Source organism: Paenibacillus sp. 1-8, assembly GCF_056316205.1.
On record NZ_CM149995.1, the window covers coordinates 2952244 to 2976778 of the forward strand.

Below are 24535 nucleotides of genomic sequence, written 5' to 3' on the forward strand. Positions count from 1 at the left end.
TCTCCTTTATATTTAAATATTTTCATATAAATATCGTACATTGAAATATTATAGTTACATTTATCTATTCAGGCAATATAAATTTTCAGTTTTCAAAAAAAATTTTCATAAAAAAGAGCCTTGGGAAACAAGGCTCTTTCAACGAAAAGGTATTAATTACATTTAAAGGTTTTCAAAGAATACACTAAGAGAAAAGCAAAGGTCCCCATGACCGTTCTTTACGGTTTTTGGCCTCCTGCTGCTCTTTTTTGTTCTTATCCAGCCTGTTGCTATTGCCCTGTGATTGTTGTTCCCCCAGGCAGGCTCCGCAACGACATCGTTCTGTTGTCGCGTGTACATCCTCTCTGGAGTCCCGCAATAGCCAAACGTAATCCAGAGATTGCTGTAAAGAAGTAGGGCCCGGGATAAGGCGGATTTTTTTGCCCTCCAGCAGACAGTAGACCTCAATAAGCTGCGGAAGAGCGCCAAATGCATAGTAACAAAAAACATTCGTCAAATGTTGAAATGTATGAATAACGTTGGGATTATAATCCACGATGTATTTCTGAATCAGCAAGGAATCGGCTCCAGCTGACAGTTGCCAGGCAGCCTGCACAATGAGCGAAATGTCGACCTCAAGCTCAGGGACCGACGTGCAAAATTGCTCATACAACATCACCGGCACTGACAAGTCCCTATTTAACGCACAAATTTTAGACAGCTCGCCTGACACTTTATTTTTAACTTCCCAGTAATGGAACAACGATTCGAAGCCGGTTGGTTGCTTGGGCCACCATTTCTCCAGCACGTACTGGACGGGGATTTCCCGCCGCACCTCTACTTCCATTTCGAAGTATTCATTTAGCGCATGCCCTACCGCATATTGAACCCGTTGCCTCCAATTCCAGCCTTCACGCCCGCGTTTTCCCTGCGATTGACGGGTAGACTGCGTAGTTCTCCACATCTCCTCAAGCTGATAGTCGTGCAGAAGAGGAAAGCCGCTTAAGCTATCGCTATTGCGCATACCTATCCCTCGCTCTCATCTCAGGACACCCCAATACCAGCCTGTGCAAATTGTCTTCCGTAAGCCCGGCAATTTTCCTTCTCATCGTCCAGTGGGTTAAATTCGATCTTCAAGCTCTCCTGAATAACAGTTGCGCCGCGTTCTTTGACTTTTTCCTCTACCAGGTCAACCGCGCCGCAGAATTGTGTATAGGATGTATCTCCGCTGCCAAATACAGCGGTCTTTTTACCGAATAGATCAAGCTCATCCAGTTCCTCGTAAAAATCTAAAAATTCATCAGGAAGCTCACCGTCTCCCCATGTATATACACCCAACAGGAATCCGTCATAACCGAGCAGTTCCTGCGCGCTGCAATCATATGAAGCCTTCAACTCCGCCTCATGTCCTGCCTGGCGGACGCCTTCGGCGATCAATTCTGCGATTTCCTCTGTATTACCAGTCATACTGGCATAAGCAATCATGATTTTACCCAAGTTCATCCCTCACTTTTGTTTGACATATGGAATGCATTTATTCCCTATTACTCAAATAATATTTGATAATGATTCTCATTGTCAAATGTTAATTTCAAAAAAGTGTTTTATGCTTGGTAAAACATACGCAAAACGGGGCTGTCCCAAAAGTCATAAAATTGGCTGGGGACGGCCCTTTTCTCCAAATTGTAAAACAAAAAGAAACCGTTCCTTGGTAAAATGGAGGTACCACCCAACCATTCGAAAGGAGACGGTTTCTTTGTACATTCAATATACCATGGATCAACTTTTCTTACCAATGGATTTAGAGGCAGATATCCCCGAAAACCACATCGTCCGTGTGGTAAACGACGCAGTCAACCGCCTGAGTGATTCCATTTTCAACGCTGCGTATCCTGGCGGTGGCCGTCATAGTTATCATCCTAAAATGCTCACCAAAATCATCATTTACGCCTACACCCAGCGCATCTACTCTTCCCGTCAAATCGCCAAGGCCGTCCGCGAAAATATCATGTTCATGTGGCTCGCTGCGCGGCAACAACCGGATTTCCGTACCATCAACCGCTTCCGTTCGGAGCGGATGAAAGAGGTGCTGGAAACCGTGTTTACCCATGTGCTGGAGCTGCTTGTTCAGGAGCAATACGTGTCCTTGGAACACTACTTTCTGGACGGAACCAAGTTTGAAGCGAATGCAAACAGGTACACCTTCGTCTGGAAAAAGGCCGTTGTCAAGCACCAGGCCAAGCTGCAAGAAAAAGTACATACCCTGTTCCAAACCATCGAAGCGGCCGAAAGCGAAGAAGATGCGCTCCACGCGGGTACAGACCTTCCTGAGCTTGGCGAAGCTTCCTCGCTCACGGCAGAAAAGCTGGAAAACGCGGTTCAACAACTGGAGGAAGCTTTGCAAGAAAAACCGAAAAACAAAACCTTAAAGAAAGCCGTGGGCCAGTTACGCAAGGACTTGCTGCCGCGGCTCCAAAAGTATGAGCATCAGATCGAAACCGCGGGCGAGCGCAATAGCTACAGCAAAACCGATTTGGACGCGACGTTCATGCGAATGAAGGAAGATCACATGCGAAATGGTCAACTGAAGCCGGGATACAATGTGCAGATGGGCACGGAAAACCAGTTTGTGCTCGGTTACAGCGTGCATCAGCGGCCTACCGATACGAAATGCTTGAAGCCCCATTTGGAACATCTGGAAGAATCACTCGGGAGACGACCAGAGATGGTCATTGCCGATGCAGGGTATGGAAGCGAAGAAAATTACAGCTATTTCGAAGAGCACAACATCCAAGCGATCGTCAAATACGGGACATACCACAAAGAGAAAACCAGGGCCTGGAAGCAAGCGATAGGCAAAGTGGACAACTGGAGCTACAACGAAACGGAAGATACATGGACCTGTGCGGCTGGAAAAATGTTACGTTTTCGATACGAAGGCCAGACGGTCACGGAGAGCGGCTACACGATTCGGACACGCCATTATCGAAGTGAAGATTGTAGCGATTGTCCCCTAAAAGCGAAATGCACCACAGCCAAGGGCAACCGGGAGATTGCCGTCAGTCTGACCTATATGCGGCAAAAAAACGACATGCGGGAACGACTGCGCAGCGAGGAAGGATACACCCTTTCCGTTCGGCGCATGACTGAGCCCGAGAGCGTGTTTGGACAAATAAAAAACAATCGGGGTTTCCGAAGGTTCCTGCTTCGCGGCTTGCAAAAAGTAAGCCTGGAGGTCGGGTGGCTTTGCCTTGCCCACAATCTGCTCAAAAAAGCCGCAATGACGGAAAAACGCAAAAGGGACGAAGCAGGATAAACCTCTGCTTCGTCCCTTTTGAACATATCGGTGTTTTTGTTCTTTTTCGATATGCTTTTTAAGGGCTTTTGGGACAGCCCCGTTCGCTGATAAAACCTATGAATAAGCTGCTTTAACAAGAAGCTTGTTATTCATTGCATCCATTATTTATTACGCCAGTACAGTTCATTCCATTGCAGCTCCTGACGGAACTGACGGATGTTCGTGTTGTTGTCAATAACGACGGCTTCAATACCTGTCAGCTCTGCATAATCCAGCAATTGCTCAGTGGTTACAGCATAGGACAACACCGTATGATGCGCTCCACCCGCATGAATCCATGCTTCTGCAGATACTTCAAGCGAAGGCTCTGGTTTCCACAACACGCTGGCTACAGGCAGCTTCGGCATTTGGTTTTTATTTTCCACAGCATGGATTTGGTTAATGATCAGACGGTAACGTCCTCCCAGCTCAATGATAGATGCTACGAGCGCCTTACCCGGTTTGCCTTCAAAAATAAGACGAGCCGGATCGGCTTTGCCGCCAATACCCAACGGTTGGACATCAATACGCGGTTTGTTCACAGCAATCGTCGGACATACCTCCAGCATATGAGAACCCAAATTCAGCTCATTGCCCGGTTCCAAATGGTACGTGTAATCTTCCATAAAGGAAGTATCCACATTGTTAGCCATCAGCTTCATCAGACGCGTCAACGCTGCCGTTTTCCAGTCACCCTCGCCGCCGAAGCCGTAACCTTGGGCCATCAAACGCTGAACCGCCAAACCAGGCAGTTGTTTCAGACCATGCAGATCTTCAAACGTTGTTGTAAAGGCTCCAAATTCACCATCCTGCAAAAACTTTTTCAAGCCCAGCTCAATACGAGCCTGCTCCAAAATAGAATCACGTACTGCACCCGGTTGCTTGGCTTCTGCGGACAACTCATACAGGTCGTGATACTCCTCGAACAGAGAGTTGATATCCCCCTGTGACACGCTATTAACGACCTCAACCAGATCACCCACACCATAGCCGTTGATCGACCAGCCCAACTGGGCCTGAGCAGATACTTTGTTGCCGTCGGTTACAGCTACTTCACGCATATTGTCACCAAAACGGGCTACTTTGAGATTTTGGCTTTCGCTATAAGCAGCAGCCGTGGACATCCAGCCGCCGATGCGTTTCTGAACGCCTTCTTCCTCCCAATAGCCTACGACGACTTTGCGAGTTACACCCAGACGGGCACCGATAAAGCCAAATTCACGGTCACCATGTGCGGATTGGTTCAGGTTCATAAAGTCCATATCAATACTATCCCAAGGGATATCACGGTTAAATTGAGTATGCAGATGCAGCAAAGGCTTTGCCAAACGCGTCAAGCCAGCAATCCACATTTTCGCCGGAGAAAATGTATGCATCCAGGTAATAATCCCTGCACACAGGTCATCTCCGTTCGCATCAATAATGAGACGACGAATCGCGTCGGAATTCGTCAGAACCGGCTTGAGTACCACTTCAAACGGTAAATGACCACTACGGTTCAATCCCTCTACAATTTGACGAGAATGCTCTTGTACCTGATCGAGCGTCTCGGGTCCATACAAATGCTGACTTCCTGTAGCAAACCAAAATTTAAACGGTTTCATAATTAAAATTCCTCCTGTCAGGAAATAAGTATAGTTGCAGCTGTATTCATAGATAAAATATTATGTACGTACAATCTAATATTTTTCTTATGATTATGATGAAAAATGATTAGTTGTACGTACAAGTTGGATTGATTTCATTTTAATATGGAAGCGCTCTAATTACAAGTGTATCTGGCAAAAAAATTTTTTTGATCTGAAAGCTGAAGATAAACAAGCACGTAAGTCCTAGTAGTCATGACATATTAAATAATGCCAAGCCCTGTAATTTCGGACTTGGCATTATTATGAGGAAATTACCACACAGAGTGGATCACCTAATTCAAATAAAAAACAGACGTTCAGGCTTTTAACTTACTTCATTTGGTACATGAGGATGCTCTACCCCCCCAGCCTTTTCTAATGGGATTTCAAACTGCCGAACTGCCTTGATGAAGAACATGATTAATCCAGACAATGCGGTAAACAGAGCGCTGATAAACAAGACCTCAGGCAGAGCAAATCGTAATGCTAACGCGCCGCCAATCAAAGCTCCCAGCGGAAGGGCCGCATTCGAGAGGGTGTTCGTAAAGGCGATTACACGTCCTAACAGCGGTAAGGGGGTAATAATTTGGATCAAAGACATTTGCAATACATTAATAATGCCTGTAAAAGCACCTATTAGCAGGGCAGCCAGCAGTTTCATCCACATCTGGGGCATCACGGAAAACAGGAAAATGGCAAGTCCCGTAGCTACCCACGCAGCAGCAATGGTAAGACCATTTCTTTTAAGCACATTTACCAGAAAAGAACCTATAAAAATGCCGATGAAATAAGAAATATACAGCAAACTGTAATAGATGGGCGAACCGTAATTAACAGCGATGGAGGGCATGGTGATAATCAGGAAAGCCATTGAAAAGTTGGCAAGTGTAAAAAAAGGCAACATAATTCGCAAAAAGGTGTGGCGTTTTACAAAGGTATAGCCTTCTTTCAGTTCTCTCCAATAGGGCCCTAACTTTAGCGAGCCCTCGCTATGTGTCCCTTCCGTTGAATGGGTGTCGAGTTGTTTGCTGAGTCTAATATATACGACACCTGCAAGGAACAGCATACCGCTGGCCAGTAAAAAGGTGTTTTTCATGCCCATAGCGATAATGAGCGAAGCTCCAGCCAGATAACCGGTGATATTAATGATCTGATCCGACGATGAAATCATGGTGTTCGCCCTGATAATTAAATCTGGTTCACGAACGAGCTGAGGCAGCATTTTGCTGTTAACTGGATAGAACAGCATGGAAAAGCAAGACGCTATAAAAACGATCACGAGGATAACTACTAAATTGGTCATCCCGTCTTGAATAAGAAACGGAACGACCGAAATTAATATCGCCTGCGCAAACAAAGCAATGCTGGCCAAGCGTGCGGGTGAATAACGATCTACGAGAGGGCCAACAAAAAAGCTAAAAATAGATGCTGTAGATACTGCCGCATACGTGAAACTGGTAAATGCCACTGACTGGGTCGATTGCTGAACAAAATATAACAATACAATGGAATAAATGCTATCCGCTATATTTGCCACGGTGCGTGAAGCAAAAAATCGGACGAAACGGCTGTCTTTAAACAAATTATTCACGTTTTCAGCTCCCTACTGCCGTATGGCCAGGTCAGAAATAATCTTATCGTTAGCAGATTGCAATATTCGATAGATATCCTCATGGTTCTCCTCATAGGGAAGGCGCAGAAAGATTTGAAGCGCTGTTCCGGTATGGGCAGCTTCAAAGAAAATTACTTCTTCTCCGTCAACTAACGTCGTACTTCTGTTTAAGGCGCTCAACATCTTCGAGGCCTCTTGCATTTCTCCCAGGTAATTGAACACGATTGGTAATTGTCCAAGTCCCTTTTTTAACATATTGCTTGCTTGTGGATAGATAGGCTCCATTTCTTCATTAAAAATTAGATTAAAGAAGTTTAAATGATGATTTGCAGCAACGTTTAATTGTCTTTGGATCAACTTGTCATAAGATAGCATTTCTTCCTTATGGAGTAACACGGGAATATGATCGATGTATTCTCCCACAGATTCAAAGTAATTCCGATCCCCATATTGTCTTCCATACTGCGTTAACCATAACGGGACTTCCAACTGATGGAAATATATACTAAAGAATTGGAACGCCATGTGCAGCGCAATATTCCACAGGCTTACAGACCCATTCTGCGTTGAAATATTCGGTAGTGTTATATCCCATTGATACGTGGTCATTTGGCCATATTTGAATTCCCGGGTTAAATCATAGATTTGACTATTATTTTCAACAAATGACTGGAGTTTATATTGCTCAACAATTTGCTGATCACTTATCCCCTGTGGTCCTTGACGGATATGTTTGACATAGTCCATATAGTGGAATACCTCTGTTGCATGCTCCAGCTGTGTATTCCCATATTCTTCAAGTAACTGACTCTCCAAAATCATGCTGCTCGTGCCATCGAAAATAATGTGTGAGCATGGCAGAAGCAATAAATGTTCCCGCAAATTTAAGCGGACCAATGCAATTCGGTATTGCAAAGATTTCATCTGCTCATACGGTTCAAAATAAAGATGCGACATAATAGATGAAAGAAGCTTACGCTGGGTCTGTATCGGATATGTCGATAGATCCACCATAGGTAAAGATAAGCTCTCCGGGGTTGATTGTATTTCCCATGCCCAAACTCCTTTCGATTGAACAAGCACGCTTCGCAGTAATTCATGCCTACGCATGAGCTGCTGAACAGCTGTGGACAGACGTTGCTTATCTACATAGTGATCCAGACGAATCATCGTGCCAGAAGAAGCAGGATGCTGCAAATGATAATGTTGAGCAGGTGCCAGCGGAAACTGCCCGATCTTCTCTGAGCTTAGCAGACTACCATTCCAAGTTGCATTCATTTCAGCGATTTTGGAAATCCATTCCTCTGAATAAAAGTGAAGAACTTTTTCCTGTTCATCAGCTGTTACTTTAATCATTGTAAGCATAGCTTCAATCGATTGACCTGTATCATCTCCACCCCTGGGCATAATGTAATGCGGGTGCAGGTCAGGATGCACATGAGACGGAATGGAAGCCACGATCTTATCTACTTGTTCTGCTCGGAATGGATGCACTTGCAAAAGCAGATAGTCTTGCTCATCCACCGTTACAAATTGAAGCATGGCTCGTACATCAAAAGTGTTGCTAATCCACTGTTCAGCTTCTGTGATACTGGTAACCCATGATGTGTTATGGTGTGTGTCACAACGTTCAGCTTGCAGCAAATCAGACAAAACACGAATCGTTTGATGTTGTAATACCTGATGGATTCCTAGATAGATACCTCTTTCTTGTGCTTTAGAGACAAGCTGTATAGCCTTTAGAGAATGACCTCCGAGTTCAAAAAAGTTATTGTCAATGCCTACCTTTTCCGCACCAAGCACCGTTTGCCAAAGCTCTACAAGTTGTTGTTCTAGTTCATTTCTCGGGGCAACGTATGCTTCATTCCAACTGCCTGTCCCTGTCGGTACGGGTAGCGCTTTGCGGTCAATTTTCCCATTCGGAGTCAGGGGCATATACTGCAACTGCATAAGGTATGAAGGAACCATGTAATTAGGTAACTTTTCCATCAATGTGTTGCGCAGTTCGCTTACGCTTACTTCACACTCTGCCACATAGTATGCGACCAGTTGGTTTTGCCCCTGGTCTTCAGCACTTGCCAGCACAATGACCTCTTGCACAGCTTCCATTTTCAGAATTTGCGCCTCGACCTCGCCCAATTCAATCCGATACCCTCGGATTTTCACCTGATGGTCGATCCGGCCCAAGTACTCAATGTTGCCATTCGGCATCCATCTTGCCAAGTCACCCGTTCTGTACATCCGCTCATAACTTGCTTCTCCGCTACTAAACGGATTTTTCACGAATTTTTCAGCTGTCAGCTCCGGACGATCCAGATAACCCCGCGCCAGCCCCGGACCGGATACGCACAGTTCACCCGCTACGCCCACTGGTGCTAGACGACCATGCACATCCACCATGTACACCCGATGATTCGGTAGAGGACGCCCGATCGTAATCAGATCCTCAGCTCGCGGATCTTCAGACACGGACCATACCGATGTGGCGACCGAGTTTTCCGTTGGGCCATAAGCATTGTAGTACGCCACTTTCTCCTTCCACTTAAGCACCAGCTCTATTGAGGCTGCTGAGCCTGCCGTGACCAAAATGCGTAAGTCTGGCATACGTGCTGGTTCCAGATACACCGTATAGGTAGGTGGGAGTGTGGCCACCGTAATTCGGTGTTCCGACATGTACTGCTCAAACCGCTCATAATTCAAAATCGTCTCTTGAGTCGGCATGTACAAGGTCGCTCCACTGAATAGTCCCTGGAAGATTTCCCAGCAGGAGGCATCAAACGAATAGCTGGCGAATAACAACACATGATCTGATGAGATAATCTGTAGCGTTTGATCAAAATACGTTTTCAGATTGCACAATCCTCGATGTTCCAGCATAACGCCTTTGGGTTGTCCTGTGGTTCCCGACGTATAAATCACATACGCCAGGTCATTTGGACCCTTTACCACATCCAGGTTTGAACCATCCTTGTGATACACCCATGTTTCCTCATTCAGAATCAACACCTGACCCTCGAACATCTCTTTTTCTGCCAAATGACTTTGCGTCAACAGCAATTTCGCTCCGGAATCTTCCAGCATGTATTGGATTCGCTCCTGCGGATACGTCGGATCAATCGGCACATAAGCACCACCCGCCTTGAGCACTGCCAATATGCCTACAATCATCTCAACAGAACGTTCAACAAGTAAACCAATTCGCTGATCTGACTGCACACCGTAAGATTGTAGCGTTCTTGCCAATTGATTGGCGCGCTCATTCAGCTCGCGGTAGGTCAACTGCTCTCCTTCGAAATACAAGGCTACCTGCTCTGGCGTCTGCAACGCTTGCGCTTCAAACAAGCCGTGAATCGTTTGCACGTGCGGATACTCTGCCGCCGTATCTCCCCAAATCGCCAGAATTTGTTCACGCTCCTGCTCCGTCACAATATCCAGTTCGCGCACTCGAATGTCCGGGTTCGCCACCACTTGCTCCAGCAGCTGTAGCAGATGGCCCTGAATTTGTTCTACGCTCGCACGGTCAAACACCAATGCATTGTAGCTAAAGCTCATTTGGATCGTTTTTCCTGGCAACACCGCCAGATTAAAGTCGTCGTTCGTTGCCCCCGTTAACTTAGCTGTCCAAAGGCTGGCGTCGAATTCTTCACCATCACTCAGATGCTCCACTTCCTCCTCCACCAGAACATCTGCAAAAATGACCCTATGATTGATCCATTCCTGCATGAGCTCAGATAGCTCCGGAATCTCATGGGGTGGATATGTGGCATGCACATGTGCATACTTGAGTAACTTTTCGTTTTGCCTCATCAATTCTGTAAATAGACTGTTTTCTCCGCTTTGGATACGTACGGGCATCGTGTTTATGAATGCTCCCGTCATTGTTTCTGTATTTGCACTATCAGCCGCCCCATCTAAATAAACGCTGCCAAACATGACATCCTCAGTTCCGTTATATCTTTGCAGTAAAATCCCCCATGCCGTCTGTAGTAACGTACTGACCGATACCCGATCATGTTCGGCGATTCGCCGTATTCCGGTGGTCAGCTCCATATCCAGATCCAGGTTTACATACTCCGCCTGATATGTTGTCTGATTCTGCTTTGTAGCCTGCGGTAAATGGGCTTGTTCCTCGTACCCCGCCAGATAGTTGCTCCAGTAACGTAATGCTTTTTGCCGTTCTTGATGCTCTTTCAGGACAGGCACCGTTTCTTCCGTTGTAACCCATTCCAGTTCTCCAAGTGTGAGATCCGGGTTCATCACAACAGTCTCCACCAACCGTACAAAGTGGCGCGTCATCTGCTCTACTGTTTCCCGCTGATATAGCGATGTCGCATACTCTAGTCCGAACCGAATACCCGCTTCTCCCTCACTGGCTTCCAGCGTCAAATCAAACTTTGCCGGGACTTGCTCCATCCCATATGGACGGAAGCTTAGGTCAGCCAGCTTCAACTCGTTTTGCTCCGTGTTTTGCAATACAAACATCGTATCAAACAGCGGATTGCGGCTCATGTCACGCTTCACCTTCAGTTTGTCCACGAGTTCCTCAAATGGATAGTCCTGATGCTCGTACGCCTTCAATGCGTGTTTCTTCACGTTCTCCACATAGCTGCGGAATGTTTGCCCTGCGGTTGGGTAATTACGCATAGCCAGCGTCCCAACGAACATTCCAATGATTGGCTCCAGATCCGCATGCGGTCGTCCGGCTATCGGGCTACCTACAATAATATCCTCCTGCCCGGTGTACTGATGCAGCAATGCTGTGTAGGCTGCCAGTAGCACCATGTACAGCGTCGAGCCTGTTTGGGCCGCCAGCTCTTTCAGGCGCTGGCTGACTTTCCCGTCCAATTCGAATTCCACTGTAGCCCCTGCTGTACTACGTACCTCTGGACGAGCAAAATCGGTCGCCAGGTTCAAGACGGGTAACTCACCATCAAAGGTGTCCAGCCAATACGCTTCCTGACGTTTTATCCACGCTTGCTGCGCTTCATTATGCTGCCATACGGCATAATCCTTATACTGAATCCGTAGCGGAGACAACTCCTCTCCGCTGTACAAGCGTACAAACTCGTCGGTCAGCACCCCTGCTGATACACCGTCCGAAATAATATGATGCATATCCAACATTAAGAGATGCTGCGCTTCTTGCATCGTTCCATGTACGCCAATATCCAGTAAAGCTACCCTCAGCAGCGGAGCCGTTTCTAAGTTGAATGAGCGCACAAAAGCTTGAATCTGCTCCTGCACCTTCTGCCTTGCAGCCTGCCCGTGTACAACATCGTGGGGGGCATCTTCTACCTGTATCTTCGCATATTCTACTTCGAACGACACTCTGTCCTCAATGAACTGCACAGGTTCGTTCTCTACCATTTCAAAGCGAGTACGCAAGGATGCATGACGTTCGATTAATTGACAAAACACTTCTTCCACACGTTCCACATCAAGCGATCCACTCACCTGAAGCACAGCCGGCATGTTATAGTTCACATTGTTCGATTCCAATCGTTGGAGCACATACATCCGTTTCTGAGCCGAGGACAGCGGGTAGAATGGGCGCTCTTCCGCCACCGGAATCGACGCGTACGCCAGCTGATCCAGACTGTCCATCACTTCCGCCAACTGCTCAATGGTTGGTGCTTCAAAAATGCTGCGTAGTGGAAGCGACTTATTCAGTTCCTTATGAATTTTCGAAACCAGCGTCGTCGCTCGCAGAGAATGTCCACCAATTTCAAAGAAGTTATCTTTCACGCTGACCTGCTCTAAATCTAAAACTTCCTTCCAGATCATCGCCAGCTTCGATTCCACCCACGTCCGAGGTGCAATCTGTTCTATTCCACCTTGCAATCTGTCCTCTGGTGCTGGCAGTGCCTTCCGATCAATTTTGCCGTTCGGGGTTAGCGGGATATACTCCAGTTGTACAAAGTACGTAGGCACCATGTAGTTTGGAAGCTCCTTAGCCAGCAAGCTACGTAATTCACCTGCACTCACTTCCCGCTCTGCCACATAATAGGCGACCAGTTGGTTTTCTCCTTGCTTGTCCTCATGGGCCAGCACGATGGCCTTTTGCACATCTTCCATTTTCAAGATTTGTGATTCAACCTCGCCAAGCTCAATTCTGAATCCACGAATCTTCACCTGATGATCAATCCGACCAATAAATTCCAAATTACCATCTGGCTTCCAACGGGCAATATCCCCCGTTCTGTACATTCGTGTTCCTGGTGAAAACGGGTTGTTCACAAACTTCTCTGCTGTTAGTTCCTCCCGATTCCAATATCCACGCGCGAGACCTTCCCCGCCAATACATAATTCGCCAGGAATACCGATCGGTTGCAATTTTCCGTGCGCCCCAATGATGTATATTTGCGTATTAGCGATGGGGCGTCCAATATCAATCCGGTTCGCAGTCGTCAATTCCTGGGTTGTCGAATAAACCGTCGTTTCTGTCGGACCATACATGTTATAAATACGCAGCCCGTTAATAGTTTGCAGTCTCTTTAGCAGCTTCGGCGCAATTGCCTCTCCCCCGACTAAAATCTCCTGTACACCTTGTAGCGCATGAGCGCCTTCATCATGATCAAGTAGCATTTGCAGCCGGGACGGCGTCATTTGCAGCATATCGATATGATGAGCGACGATCAACTTGCCAAGTTCCTGCGGATCTGTCTGATGACGGTAGTCACCAATCACGGCCGTCATTCCACTGAGCAATGGCAGGATTGTTTCCAGCACGAAAATATCAAAGGAAATCGTCGTTAGCGATAAAATTGTTTTGTCTGCTGCGATGTCAAAGACTCTATGCATCCCAGTTATAAAGTTCAGAACCGACCGATGCTGAAGCATGACCCCTTTGGGATTACCAGTCGAGCCTGACGTATAAATTACGTAAGCCAGGTGATCTGGCTGAGCCGTTATTTCCAGATTCGTTGTTTCCCCTTGGTACAACTCTTCATCTTCGACAAAATAAGTGTTGGCACTATAGCTATGCCCTTCAACCAGATCACGGGAAGTTAAAAGTACAGTAGCTCCACTGTCTCCAAGCACATATTCAATTCTTGCTGACGGGTATTCAGGATCGATCGGCACATAAGCACCGCCTGCTTTAAGCACAGCCAGCAGACCGACAATCATCTCTGCCGAGCGCTGCACCATCAGGCCCACCAGTTTGTCGGGTCCCACCCCTTGCGTTCGAAGCACCCGTGCCAGTGAGTTGGCACGCTCGTTCAACTCGTGGTAGGTCAACTTCTCTCCTTCGAAATACAAGGCTACCTGCTCTGGCGTCTGCAACGCTTGCACTTCGAACAAACCGTGAACCGTCTGCTCGCGCGGAAACTCCATTGCCGTATCTCCCCATACTCTCAGGATTTGCTCGCGTTCCTGTTCTGTCACGATATCCAGCTCATCTATCCGAATATTTGGGTTCGTCGCCACTTGCTCAAGCAGTTGTACTAGATGGCCCTGAATTTGTTCTACACTCGCACGGTCAAACACCAATGCATTGTAGCTAAAGCTCATTTGGATCGTTTTTCCTGGCAACACCACCAGATTAAAGTCGTCGTTCGTTGCCCCCGTTAACTTAGCTGTCCAAAGGCTGGCGTCGAATTCTTCACCATCACTCAGATGCTCCACTTCCTCCTCCACCAGAACATCTGCAAAAATGACCCTATGATTGATCCATTCCTGCATGAGCTCAGATAGCTCCGGAATCTCATGAGGTGGATATGTGGCATGCACATGTGCATACTTGAGTAACTTTTCGTTTTGCTTCATTAATTCTGTGAACAAACTGTTTTCTCCGCCTTGGATACGCACGGGCATCGTGTTTATGAATGCTCCCGTCATTGTTTCTGTATTTGCACTATCAGCCGCCCCATCTAAATAAACGCTGCCGAACATGACGTCCTCAGTTCCGTTATATCTTTGCAGTAAAATCCCCCATGCCGTCTGTAGTAACGTACTGACCGATACCTCTTCCTGCTCAGCGATTCGCCGTATTCCGGTGGTCAGCTCCATACCCAGATCCAGGTTTACATACTCCGCCTGATATGTTGTCTGATTCTGCTTTGTAGCCTGCGGTAAATGGGCTTGTTCCTCGTACCCCGCCAGATAGTTGCTCCAGTAACGTAATGCTTTTTGCCGTTCTTGATGCTCTTTCAGGACAGGCACCGTTTCTTCCGTTGTAACCCATTCCAGTTCTCCAAGTGTGAGATCCGGGTTCACCACAACAGTCTCCACCAACCGTACAAAGTGGCGCGTCATCTGCTCTACTGTTTCCCGCTGATATAGCGATGTCGCATACTCTAGTCCGAACTGAATACCCGCTTCTCCCTCACTGGCTTCCAGCGTCAAATCAAACTTTGCCGGAACTTGCTCCATCCCATATGGACGGAAGCTTAGGTCAGCCAGCTTCAACTCGTTTTGCTCCGTGTTTTGCAATACAAACATCGTATCAAACAGCGGATTGCGGCTCATGTCACGCTTCACCTTCAGTTTGTCCACAAGTTCCTCAAATGGATAGTCCTGATGCTCGTACGCCTTCAATGCGTGTTTCTTCACGTTCTCCACATAGCTGCGGAATGTTTGCCCTGCGGTTGGGTAATTACGCATAGCCAGCGTGCCAACGAACATTCCAATGATTGGCTCCAGATCCGCATGTGGTCGTCCGGCTATCGGGCTACCTACAATAATATCCTCCTGCCCGGTGTACTGGTGCAGCAATGCTGTGTAGGCTGCCAGTAGCACCATGTACAGTGTCGAGCCTGTTTGGGCCGCCAGCTCTTTCAGGCGCTGGCTGACTTTCCCGTCCAATTCGAATTCCACTGTAGCCCCTGCTGTACTACGTACCTCTGGACGAGCAAAATCGGTCGCCAGGTTCAAGACGGGTAACTCACCATCAAAGGTGTCCAGCCAATACGCTTCCTGTTGTTTTAACCAGCCCTGCTGCACTCCATTTTGCTGCCATACGGCATAGTCTTTATATTGTATCCGCAATGGAGATAACTTTTCACCGTTGTACAAGCGAACTAATTCATTGGTCAAAACATTGGTTGATACGCCATCCGAAATAATATGGTGCATGTCCAACATCAACAGATGCTGCGGTACTTTTTTTGCTCCTTGTACGCCCAAATCCAATAATCCCACTCGTAGCAGCGGAGCGGATTGTAAATCAAACGGACGCGCAAAAGAACGAATACGTTTTTTTATGTTCGCACCTACAGCAAGCATATCCATTAAGGCACGGTTTTCTTGTAGTTTGCTATACTCGACCTCGAACGATACAGTATCGTGAATCCGCTGCATCGGCTTGTTGTCCACCATTGCAAAGCTAGTACGGAGGGTGGCATGACGTGAGATCAACTGATGAAACACTTCTTCTAACCTTTTAACATCGAGAGGTCCATTCACCTGAAGCGCAGCTGGCATATTGTAATTCACATCGTTAGGATCAAGTTGTTGCAGCACATACATCCGTTTTTGCGCCGAGGACAGCGGGTAGAATGGGCGCTCTTCCGCCACCGAAATCGACACATACGCCACCTGATTGAGATCTTTAAGCACTACCGCCAGTTGTTCAATTGTCGGCGCTTCAAAAATAATTCGTAATGAGATGGATTTGTTAAGTTCTTTGTGAATCTTCGAAACCAGCGTCATCGCACGTAGAGAATGTCCGCCGATCTCAAAAAAGTTATCTTTTATACCAATTTTATTCAACCCAAGCACATTTTGCCATATTTTTATCAACTTCGATTCCGTCTCCGTACGCGGCTCAGCATAATCTGCTCCGCTTTGCAGGCTGCCTTCCGGTGTTGGCAGTGACTTCCGATCAATTTTTCCGTTCGAGGTCAGCGGAATATGCTCCAACTGTACGAAGTATGCAGGCACCATATAATTTGGAAGTTCCTTAGCTAGCAAGCTGCGCAATTCACCCGCATCCACATCTTGTTCAGCTACATAATAGGCAACCAGTTGGGTTTGTCCTTGATTGTCTTCATGGACTAATACGACGACCTCTTGCACATCAGTCACCTTCATCAGGTTGGCCTCAACCTCACCCAATTCAATCCGATACCCCCGAATTTTCACCTGATAGTCAACCCGGCCCAAATACTCTATATTCCCATTCGGTAGCCAGCGGGCTAAATCGCCTGTCCGATACATCCGTTCATAATCCGCTTCTCCGCCAGCAAATGGATTTGGCACAAATTTTTCAGCCGTCAGCTCCGGTCGGTTCAGGTACCCTAGGGCTACGCCTACACCGCTGATGCATAGCTCACCAATTACCCCTATTGGTTGAAGCTTCCCATGCTCGTTCAGAATATATGCGCGCGTATTGTGAATAGGTCTACCCAGATTTACTGCTATTTCTGGTTCACACACGGAAGCCAGTACATCAATGGTTGTTTCCGTCGGTCCATAATGATTATTCAGAATGTATCCTTTGCTCACTATGTTTTCCTTTAATGAATCTTCCAACCGTTCACCACCGCAGATTAACGTATCCAAGCAAGTTATTTTGGAATCTTCAGATAAAAATGCTCTCAGCAGGGCTGGCGGAATGTCTAGTACCCCGATATTATGAGTCTTAATATATTCGGTCAGTAGCTGCTTACTCAGTAGCGTTGTACGCCGGATACAATGCAGCTTGCCCCCATGCAGCAACGTCCCAAAGATCTGCTCAATACTTGGATCAAATGTAAATTCCGCTGTCAGGATCATACCAAGTCCACCACTTATTGCGTAACGTTCCGAAAACCAGCTCACCGTGTTAATTGCACTACGATGGGTGACCATGACCCCTTTCGGCTGTCCAGTCGTTCCTGAGGTGTATAGGACGTACATCAGATGATCCACCCTGTCTGTGGATATCATCAAATTAGAGCCATCTGCACTATATATTCTGGAATCATCCAGTGCAAGAATAGTCCCGTTAAAAGATATTCGTTCAGTAAAAGCCTGTTGTGTCAGTACAATCTGCGCATCGAAGTCCTCCAGCATATAATGAATACGCTCTACTGGATATTCCGGGTCTATCGGTACATAAGCACCACCTGCTTTGAGAACTGCCAGTATACCAACAATCATCTCAATAGATCGTTCCACAAGTAGACCAATTCGCTGTTCTGGCTGGACACCATAAGAACGGAGTGTTCTTGCCAATTGATTGGCGCGCTCATTCAACTCACGATATGTCAGCTGTTCTCCCTCAAAGAACAAGGCTACCTGTTCTGGTGTTTGCAAGACTTGCGCTTCGAACAAACCGTGAATTGTCTGCTCGCTTGGATACTCCACCACCGTATCTCCCCAAACACCCAGAATTTGCTCGCGCTCCTGTTCCGTCACAATATCCAGTTCATTCACCAGGATATCCGGGTTTAGCACCACTTGCTTCAGCAGTTGCAGCAAATGTCCCTGAATTTGCTCCATATGTTCGTGATCAAATACCAGGGAGTTATAAATAGCTCTCATTTGTATCGTTTTTCCCGGCACTACAACCAGATTAAAGTCATAATTTGTCTGCTTCATCCAATCGATTTCGTCAATACAAAAGCGATCCACATCGCTATCACCCAGTTGCTGAATTCCTTCCTCTACTGATACACGATCAAAAATAAGGACGTGATTAATTAATTCCTGATTTTGCTCTGCCATTGCCTCTATTTCTTGGAGTGAATACGCATTATGGGCAAGGGAAACCATAACATGCATTTGTTGTTGCTTAATCTCTTCCGAAAATCGACTATTGTCACGTATGCTAATGCGCACGGGTACTGTATTTGTTTTCAGATAGATATTTTGCTCTTCATTTGGTACCACAGATGTGACCCCTGAAACCACACTACCAAACACCACATCATCCGCACCGTTATATTTTTGCAGCAGAATCCCCCACACCGTTTGTACCAGTATTTGGATTGTTACCTCATATTCCTGGGCAATGGATTGCAGCTCGGCTGTCATTTTTGCATCCAAATTAAAATCATGACATTCGTTCTGACGATTCCATGTTCTCTTCATTCGCGCCTGCGGCAAACGGGATTGACCCTCGTAATCCTTCAAATATGCTCTCCAGTAATGCACAGATGCATAATGATTTGGATACTCCGAATAATCAATATGTCTACTTTTTCCTAGTGTTTTAAGTGTAGACATTTCATTTAACCTTGTTGAAATCAACTGTTCTTCACGATCAGACAAAACATTCATATCAGCCAATCGCAATCCGCTATCCTGTGTGATTGTCTCCAAAATCTTTATATAATGCCCTGCCAGCTTCCGGATTGTCCCTGACTTAAATAATTTAGTGGCATATTCCCAGACAAGGGTCACTCGATCTTGTTCTTCAGTCACAAGCAATGAAAAATCGACCTGCGCTACGCCAGCATTATATTCCTCCGGTTTAAATCGGACCCCCTCGACCTCCAAAGTGTCCATCCCGACATTTTGCAAACTGAACATCGTATCGAACACAGGATTTCGGCTGACATCACGAACCAGTTCAAGTTGATCTACCAGTTCATCAAATGGATATTCCTGATGCTCCAGTGCCAACAACGTGCTTTGCTTGACCTCCTGTAAAAAGGATTGGAACGTCAGTGTCGAATGCGGGTAATTGCGTAGCGCCAGTGTATTGACGAACATCCCGATCATCGCTTGCGTATCCACATGTTCTCTTCCAGCCACAGGCGAACCTACAATGATATCTTCTTGACCCGAATACTTGGCCAGCAAAACGTTATACGCTGCTAAAAGCACCATGAAAAGCGTTGATTCGGTATTTTGGGCTAGTTGGTATAAGGATTTTGCCAACTTCCCATCCAATGTGACCGTCAAACTGTCCCCTTCAAAACTTTGTGTCTGCGGTCGCGAAAAGTCCGTAGGCATTTGCAGAACGGGAAGTTTTCCATTCAAGGCCCCTAACCAATATGGTCTATGCTCCTTCCATTTACTGCTAGTGATTTGCTGCTGCTTCCAAGCCACAAAGTCCTTGTAATGAAGCTGAATGTCAGCAAGCTCTCTGCCCTGATAACGCTGGATGATCTCACCCATCATAATGGTCATAGAAAAACCGTCCGCAATGATGTGATGCAAATCCACCAGGAGCATAAAACCGCCCTGGATAAGTTCGAACAGTTTAATTCGGAGCAAAGGGGCCTTATCCAAGTAAAAGGGCTGAATAAACGAGATTCGTGCCTGCGCTGCCTCTTCTTGGGGAATCCGTGAGAACGGTATCTCAAACGTTATCGTGTCCCTAATTTTTTGTACAATCTCCCCAGCCTGCAATTCAAAATATGTCCGGAAGGACTCATGTCTTAAAATAACTTCCCTAGTAGCTTCAATAAACTTTGAAACTTCCAAGTCTCCTTCTATGAGGAGCTGACCTGAAATATGGTAGGCTGTTCCGCCACCCAATTGATCCAGTGCGTACATCCTTTTTTGGGCTGAAGACACCGGGTAAAAAGGTTCGAGGAGCACAGGAACAATCGATTCATTTGTCTGCTTCTGCCCTCCGACAATAAATGCAGAAAGTTCGGCGATCGTTTGCAAATCAAAAATGCGGCTGAGTGGGATGTGTACACCCAACTCCTTGTTCACTTTGGACAAGATGACGGTCGCTTTTAGCGAATCCCCACCCAATTGGAAAAAGGATTCATGACGGTTAAATTCGGACACATTCAAAACGTCCTTCCAAATAGTCGTCAGCTTCTCCTCAGCGGCTTGTACCTCAGAACCAACATCCTTTGCTGTATTAACACTTGCTTTTCCCGCTTCTCGCAGCACCTGTAGATCCGGCTCTCCATTTGCTAAGAGAGGAATACGATCCATCTTAATGCACCAACGAGGGCGCGTATAATCCGGAAGGAGTCTATTCACAGCTTGCTTCAGCTCGGATTCTTCCCAAGGCTTTGAAGCGGCTGCCACAACATAGGCGGTTAAATGCAATACTTCACCGGCTTCATTCGTTTGCGGGGTAATCAAGCAATCACTTAGTTGGAAAGTTTGAAGCAGATGCTTCTCCAGTTGTTCCAAATTCACTTGATGTCCGCGGATGCAGATACTTCGGTCCAAATGACCGATATGTAGGAGCTTGCCCCCACCTTCCACGTAAGCCCATTCCCGGGTCGTTCCCAAAATACCAGTGACCGCCGAAGTCTGATAGACCTCCCCTGCTGTTCCGGCAGGCACCGGCTGCTTGTATGCATCAAGCACGCAAGGATAATTACCGTTAGAATCGGCGTAATCAGCCCATATAGACCGGAGCCGTTCCTGTCCCACAACATCAAGTAAGGAAAGCGAGGATACACGAGTTTCCTGATTCTCCACAATTAAATGCAACAGGTGAAGGAAGTATTTTGACCACGTTTTAACAATATTTTCTTGAAAAAGATCTGTATTATAGTCAAAGTTAAGGCGCAACTGCTCCTGTACTTCCGTAACGTTCAAAAACAGCTCGTATTTACTGAAAGATATTTCGTTTTCAAGCACTTCTACATCCAATTGATGGAAGTGAAAACGAGGAATCGGTCGATCCATATTAAACACAACGTTCATTACCGGCAAATGTTTTAATCCTAGTGGGGCCAGAGCCGCAAAGCTGTATTTTTGGTAGGCTTCCAGCTCATTCATCCGGTGTTTGACCGTTTGAGCAAATGCATGAAATGAAACGTCAGGACACACTTCGCTAATGACCGGAAGCATATTCACACAGTTACCAATCAGCGAAAAAGCATCCATTTGCGCTTGTCCTGCTGTCGGTACGCTTACCATCACTTCTTTTTGGCCTGTCAGGCGATGCAGAAAAAGCTGAAATGCGGATAAAAGGGTGATGAATAAACTGTTTCCGAGTTTGATACTTACGTTTCTCAGCCGTTGAACTAACGGTGCCTCCAGAACCAAAGTATGTCTGCTTCCTTGGGAAGATGGCATCTGTAGCCCACGCACCGGAGAAGGTAAATCTAGCACAGGCAGAGACCTCTTTAGTACAGCCGACCAAAACGTAACAGCCTCCTCTCCTCCAGACCTCAACTGATCATGCTGCCAAACGGCATAGTTCCGAAATGATACCGGATCGGGTAGAGTAACAGCTTCATTGCGGACTAACGCGGAATAGATGTGCTCTAACTCCCGCATGAACACTCCCATCGACCAGCCGTCCGCAATCAAATGGTGGAAGGTAAATACACCAATGTGTTCTACAGCTGATATTTTCAGCAATTGGACATGGAATAATGGCTGATCAGGTACTAATGGGAACGGAATTGTGCTATCCTTGGCCAGCCAATTTCGGACGTGCTGTTCCTGTCCATCTGGCGAACAGTCGCTAAAATCATGCAGCGGAACGTTAATCTTCATTGCAGCTGTGATTACCTGTGTCTCCCCATCATCATTCATAAAGGTACGTAAGGCTTCGTGGCGGTTCACAATGGTATGGACTGCCTCAATAAAAGCTTCGGGCTGAAGCGGTCCACAAAAACGTAGCAAAGCGGTTTCATGTAAAGATTGTGAGTCACTTCGTTCTGAAACCGTGGCGAACCAAAGCTGCTTTTGATCCGGGGTCAGTGCAATAACAGTTTCCTGAGCGCCCAATGTCACCGTTTCCGGAGGCACGGATACAGCTAAAGGATGCTTTGCCGGACCTGGGCCGCTTCCGTTCGGCGGCGGGTCGGGTAAAAAGCCCCCTTGACGAAGCCCGCTTACGCTATCCTTGACTGCTTGCACGATCTTTGCAATGTCTTCCTCGGTGTGAGCCGTGGACAAGAAGCAATTCCGTCCCTCCCAAATATAAATGCCTTTTTCCAGCATGTGATAGAAGAACAGCTCCAGATCGCCCTTGAACACGAAGCGGAATAGTGAACCAAAGTGAACAACTTTCATAGGCACATCTTCATCCTTAAAATAACCGTTCAACTCTGTTGCCAGCACCGAAGTGCGACTGTTCAGCTGATTTTGAAGCTCTTCACCTCTTTTTTCCAATTGATTGAGCACCGCTAAGGATGCTGCCATAGCCAGCGGATGATGACAGAAGGTTCCCGCTACAAAGGTTCGCTGATGCTCATACTGTGGATAGGAATCGTCCCCGAAGCTCCACATCCCTCCGTCGATGCCATTCATAAAGCTGACTTTTCCGGCGACGATGCCGATGGGCAGTCCGCCGCCAATGATTTTACCGTAGGTCACAAGGTCGGCTTGCACGCCAAGCCACGCTTGGGCCCCTCCCGGCTGAATCCGGAAGCCTGTAATTACTTCATCCAAAATAAAGGCGGTACCGGATTGCTCCGTGATCTGACGAATTTCCTGTAAAAATTCTTTAGGCTGAACATCAGGACGACGGCTTTGCACCGGTTCTACCAGCACTGCAGCGAGCTCATGCCCATGGGTACGAATGTAATCCAATGACTCCTCTGTCCCGTAGTGGAGCACGACGATGTCGTCCACCATATGTTGCAATATGCCCGGCGCCAGAGGCGTAGAATGCTCTTTATTGTCGCCTGTACTGCCCAGCGCCAGAACCCCATCGAACGTACCATGGTACGAGCCGGCGAAAAGGACGACTTTGGCTCGTCCGGTGGCGGCACGCGCCAAGCGAAGCGCAACCATCACCGCCTCGGTGCCGGAATTGTACAACGCGATCCGTTCCACGCCTGTCATACGGCAAATCTTCTCGGCAACCTGTCCAGCCATGTTGGACATTGGGCCCACACACATACCATTTTTCAGCTCTTCCTCAATCGCTTTACGAATAAAAATCGGATTGTGTCCAAACAAATTCACACCAAACCCCATCGTCAAATCGACATATTCATTGCCGTCCAGATCCCAAATCTTTGACCCATCTGCATGTTTAGATACGATTTGGTACACCATTTCCTTCAAAACAGGACGGAATCCAGCTACATTGCGGTTATTGGCATATACAGACCGATATCGCTGTGTGTACTGCTTGGTACCTTTTGTACGAGCTGTATAGCGTTCAATCAGCTCTTGCAGATGTTTCTGCTGGCGTAGTGAAAGCCATTCCTGAGCTTTGACATCCAGTTTTTTATATGGCGTAAACGACTTAGGTTCAGAAACATCCGGCTTCGAGACCGGTGGTACCGGTAGCACAGCTGCGACCTCCTGCTTTGCTTCATTTTGAGATATTCCAGCATGTTGACTATCTACTGATTCTGAAAACGGTACCCCCGCCTCGGAGCGATATATAGCGGTAGCGTTCACAGGTGTTGTGGTATGATCCCGCAGCACCTCAAGCTGATGTGTCATTAAATGAAGCTGTTGCTCCAGAATTCGTTCTAAACCCAAATATGCGGTAGCCCCTAGATTACTTTGAACCTCTGCTTTCTCGGCCGTATACACAGGCGTGGATAGCGAAAGGTCCGGTTTTTCGCTCGCATGTAACACATCGGGGGCCGTATATTCTATCCCATTACCCGGCATCTCTAAAGGATTTTCTACCACCTTCTGATTTGAAGACTCAATGGGAATAACTACTCTTTCGGCCACATGATTCGTCAACAATTCCAACGTGGTCAGCGTATCGAAAAACTCATTGATAGGTATGTCAAATCCAAATGTATTCTTAATGCTATGACGGACTTGAGATAGAGTAATGGAATCCAGCCCTAGCTCTAAAAAATGCGTTTGCAGTTCCATTTCATCTTCGTTAAGTTGGGTCACATTTCCGATCATCTTGACTAGTTTTTGTCTGACATGAGCTTTGTGCCGGTCAGGGGCTGATTCTGTCCCTGAATACTCGTTCACCATATATACATACTCCTTTATCGCTGAGTTTTTATGAGCTCGTCTGGCATCTCGTTGAATAAATGGGACAATCTTGTATGCTCCGTTACTGTCTGCTCAAATCGACGTAAAAAATATCCTATATCGCGGATTTTTTCACATATTGAAAGCATCATACGTACCTTCCGACAAGGTTCAACTTGAAATGTTGGACGACAAATTACCGATTACAAGATTCGGTAC

General features: G+C 46.8%; 6 protein-coding genes. 1 reads left to right on the forward strand and 5 read right to left on the reverse strand.

All coding sequences use genetic code 11. From position 1 onward, the window contains the following. Positions 1–184 precede the first annotated feature (184 nt). The gene (locus AC0WRU_RS13365; RefSeq protein WP_476125029.1) at positions 185–1003 is read right to left on the reverse strand and encodes a hypothetical protein; all 819 of its coding nucleotides are present in this window, start codon (positions 1001–1003) and stop codon (positions 185–187) included. A 20-nt stretch (positions 1004–1023) separates the two neighbouring features. Then, positions 1024–1482 carry a flavodoxin gene (locus AC0WRU_RS13370; protein WP_476125031.1) on the reverse strand — a complete coding sequence of 153 codons (459 nt, stop codon included), beginning with the start codon at positions 1480–1482 and terminating at the stop codon, positions 1024–1026. Positions 1483–1735: 253 nt separating this feature from the next. Here AC0WRU_RS13370 and AC0WRU_RS13375 point away from each other — a divergent pair, with 253 nt between their 5' ends. Then, the gene (locus tag AC0WRU_RS13375) at positions 1736–3295 is read left to right on the forward strand and encodes an IS1182 family transposase (protein ID WP_476125033.1); all 1560 of its coding nucleotides are present in this window, start codon (positions 1736–1738) and stop codon (positions 3293–3295) included. A gap of 143 nt (positions 3296–3438) precedes the next feature. Here the strand turns inward: AC0WRU_RS13375 and araA are convergent, their stop codons facing one another. The 3 genes from araA to AC0WRU_RS13390 form a co-directional block, all read right to left on the reverse strand. After that, positions 3439–4929 carry an L-arabinose isomerase gene (araA, locus tag AC0WRU_RS13380; protein WP_476128643.1) on the reverse strand — a complete coding sequence of 497 codons (1491 nt, stop codon included), beginning with the start codon at positions 4927–4929 and terminating at the stop codon, positions 3439–3441. Between the two features lie 340 nt (positions 4930–5269). Next, positions 5270–6535 (reverse strand): MFS transporter, encoded by a 1266-nt coding sequence (locus tag AC0WRU_RS13385; RefSeq protein ID WP_476125035.1) that lies wholly within the window; start codon positions 6533–6535, stop codon positions 5270–5272. A gap of 12 nt (positions 6536–6547) precedes the next feature. Further along, entirely contained in the window at positions 6548–24313 is a 17766-nt protein-coding gene (locus AC0WRU_RS13390; protein ID WP_476128644.1) for an amino acid adenylation domain-containing protein, read from the reverse strand. Positions 24314–24535: the final 222 nt, after the last annotated feature.

Excerpts from the sequence above, each read along its gene's own strand:
- AC0WRU_RS13365 (WP_476125029.1), bottom strand. The coding sequence starts at position 1,003 with ATGCGCAATAGCGATAGCTTAAGCGGCTTTCCTCTTCTGCACGACTAT.
- AC0WRU_RS13370 (WP_476125031.1), bottom strand. The coding sequence starts at position 1,482 with ATGAACTTGGGTAAAATCATGATTGCTTATGCCAGTATGACTGGTAAT.